The organism is Lysobacter enzymogenes, from assembly GCF_017168095.1.
GTDB lineage: Bacteria > Pseudomonadota > Gammaproteobacteria > Xanthomonadales > Xanthomonadaceae > Lysobacter > Lysobacter enzymogenes_D.
In genome coordinates this window covers 1-2,708 of record NZ_LXSD01000444.1, presented here as the reverse complement: position 1 = coordinate 2,708, position 2,708 = coordinate 1, and the positions used below count along the sequence as shown (strand labels likewise).

Sequence of the window (2,708 nt, the reverse complement as noted above, 5' to 3'; positions counted from 1 at the left end):
CCGCGCCACGGTGACCGGCGCCGTCTCGCGCGCAGCCAGCGGCGCGGCGCACAGCCACAACGCCGCCAGCAGCGCCGCCCAGGCGCGCGCGGGTCGGCGCGATAGCGTGTTCATCGCCGCTCGGTCAGTGTTGCTGCGGCGCAGGCTGCTGCGGCGCGGACTGCTGCGGCGCGGGCTGGGCCGAGCCGAAGTCGACGGTCGGCGCCTGCTGGATCTGCGCTTCGTTCTCGACCGTGAAGTTGGGCTTGGTCGCGTAGCCGAACAGCTTGGCGGTGAGGTTGGTGGGGAACTGGCGGATGTAGGTGTTGTAGTCCTGCACCGCGCCGATGTAGCGCTGGCGTTCGACCGTGATCCGGTTCTCGGTGCCTTCCAGCTGCGTCTGCAGGTTCAGGAAGCTCTGGTCGGCCTTGAGCTGCGGGTAGTTCTCGCTGACCACCAGCAACCGGCCGATCGCCCCGCGCAGTTCGCCCTGGGCCTGCTCGAACTGCTGCAGCGAGGCCTGATCGTCGGCGTTGACGTTGATGCTGCCGACCTTGGCGCGCGCCTCGGTGACCTGGGTCAGCACCTGCTGCTCGTGGCTGGCGTAGCCCTTGACCGTGGCGACCAGGTTCGGCACCAGGTCGGCGCGGCGCTTGTAGACGTTGAGCACCTGCGACCAGGCCGCTTTCACGCCCTCGTCCTTCTGCTGGATGGTGTTGTAGCCGCAGCCGCTGAGCAGCACGGCCAGGGCGAGCACGATCAGGGGACGCAACATGGCGCGGCACTCCGGCGGGATGACGGCCGCATTGCAGCACCGGGCGCGGGAAGGCGCAATGGACGGCGCGTGACGAAGCCGCGGCGGCACTCGGCCGGGCTTTTGTCGGAGGGACTGGCCGAGCTCTTGTGGAAGGGACTGGTTGGGCTTTTGTAGGTGGGACTGACCAGGCTTTTGTGGGAGGGACTTCAGTCCCGACGCTGTTCGGCCGGTTCGCGGCGACCTGGCACAAAAGCATCGGGACTGAAGTCCCTCCCACAAAAGCCGTCCCGCCGCAGAACTGCGACGGCCAGAAACGAAAAGACCGGTCGGCCGGTTCGCGGCGATCTGGAACAAAAGCATCGGGACTGAAGTCCCTCCCACAAAAGCCGTTCCGCCGCAGAACTGCGACGGCCAGAAACGAAAAGGCCGGCGATCGCTCGCCGGCCCCGGTTCGCTGCGCGTTGCCCGCGCTTACTCGGCGGTCAGGCGCTGCGCCGCGCGCTTCTTCGCCCACAGGTTCAGGCATTCGACGATCGCCGAGAAACCCATCGCCGCATAGATGTAGCCCTTCGGGATATGGATGCCCAGGCCGTCGAGGATCAGGAACGCGCCGACCAGGACGATGAAGGCCAGCGCCAGCATCTTGATGGTCGGGTTGGAATCGATGAACTGGCCCAGCGGCCGCGCCGCCAGCAGCATCACGCCGACCGCCAGCAGGATCGCGGCGACCATCACCGGGGTGTGGCTGGCCATGCCGACCGCGGCGATCACCGAGTCCAGCGAGAACACGATGTCGATCACCGCGATCTGGGCGATGACCATCATGAACGAGGCCGCCGGCTTGGTGTGGACGTCGTCGGAGTCCTCCTCGCCGACGATCAGGTCCTTGATCTCCATCGAGCCCTTCACCAGCAAGAACGCGCCGCCGAGGATCAGCACCAGGTCGCGGATCGAGATGCCGATGCCGGCGACGGAGAACAGGTCGCTGGTCAGGCCGGCCAGCCAGGCCAGGGTCAGCAGCAGCGCGATGCGGGTGATGCAGGCCACCGCGATGCCGAACTTGCGCGCTTTCTCGCGCTGGTCGAACGGCAGCTTGCTGACCGCGATCGAGATGAAGACGAGATTGTCGATACCCAGCACGATCTCGATCGCGCTCAGGGTGAACAAGGTGATCCAGACTTGCGGATCGGTCAGCATTTCCATCACGTGCGGCATACCTCTGAGTGTTATGGGTGTAGCGCCCGCGGCCGGGCCGCGGGCACGGGCGCGCCGAAGCGGGCGGCCCGGGGCGGACGGCGCGGGGACGCCGCCCTGGCGATGCGCATTGCGTTCCTTGCCGGGGCGATCAGCCCATCAAATGCAGCCACAGGCGCGGGCCGAGGATCGCGGCCCACACCAGCAGCACGTTCATCAACAGCACGAACACCGCGGCCGAGCCCATGTCCTTGGCGCGTCCGGCGAGTTCGTGGAATTCCGGGCCGTAGCGCTCGATCACCGCCTCGATCGCGGAATTGAGCAGTTCCACGCTCAGCACCAGCAGGATCGAGCCGATCAGCAGCGAACGCTCGACGCCGGTCTGGCCGAACCACCAGCCCAGCGGCGCCAGCACCAGGAACAGGCAGACCTCGAGCCGGAACGAGGACTCGTGCAGCCAGGCCGCGCGCAGGCCCTGCATCGACCAGGTCGCGGCCTTGAGGATGCGGCCGGGGCCGCGCGGCAGGTGTCCGTATTCGTCAGCCATGCCGGCGCGCGCTCGCGGCGGAGGCGACGGCGCGGCGCGCGGTCGGGAACGACGGGGAAGTCGGCATGGGCGGGCGTTCTCGATCCTGAGGCCGGAACCGGCCCGATGCTGGAGCCGGCGCGATGGCGGAGTAAGACGAACGGCGGCCGGCGGCCGCCACAGGGCCGGGATTTTGCCACAAGCCCGCGGCGGTCGCCCCGGCGCGGGTGCGCGGCGGCGGGCGGGTGCGGG

General features: G+C 68.5%; 4 protein-coding genes and 1 pseudogene. 2 read left to right on the top strand and 3 right to left on the bottom strand.

What is annotated here, in order from left to right; genetic code table 11:
• Positions 1-124: 124 nt before the first annotated feature.
• Complete coding sequence (locus A7A76_RS19080; protein WP_206412693.1) at positions 125-754, bottom strand: LemA family protein; 630 nt, start codon at positions 752-754, stop codon at positions 125-127.
• A 128-nt stretch (positions 755-882) separates the two neighbouring features.
• Here A7A76_RS19080 and A7A76_RS26885 point away from each other — a divergent pair.
• Together A7A76_RS26885 and A7A76_RS26880 are read left to right on the top strand one after the other, a co-directional pair.
• Positions 883-1,017 (top strand): annotated as a pseudogene (locus tag A7A76_RS26885) (DUF6053 domain-containing protein); the annotation flags it as partial.
• A 17-nt stretch (positions 1,018-1,034) separates the two neighbouring features.
• Positions 1,035-1,295, top strand: a complete 261-nt coding sequence (locus A7A76_RS26880) for a DUF6053 domain-containing protein (protein ID WP_428995194.1) — start codon at positions 1,035-1,037, stop codon at positions 1,293-1,295.
• Here A7A76_RS26880 and A7A76_RS19075 read toward each other — a convergent pair.
• Both A7A76_RS19075 and A7A76_RS19070 read right to left on the bottom strand, forming a co-directional pair.
• The gene (locus tag A7A76_RS19075) at positions 1,208-1,951 is read right to left on the bottom strand and encodes a TerC family protein (protein ID WP_241201040.1); all 744 of its coding nucleotides are present in this window, start codon (positions 1,949-1,951) and stop codon (positions 1,208-1,210) included. The two genes, A7A76_RS26880 and A7A76_RS19075, sit on opposite strands and share 88 nt — an antisense overlap.
• Positions 1,952-2,081: 130 nt before the next feature.
• Positions 2,082-2,477 (bottom strand): diacylglycerol kinase, encoded by a 396-nt coding sequence (locus A7A76_RS19070; RefSeq protein ID WP_206412692.1) that lies wholly within the window; start codon positions 2,475-2,477, stop codon positions 2,082-2,084.
• Between the last annotated feature and the right edge of the window lie 231 nt (positions 2,478-2,708).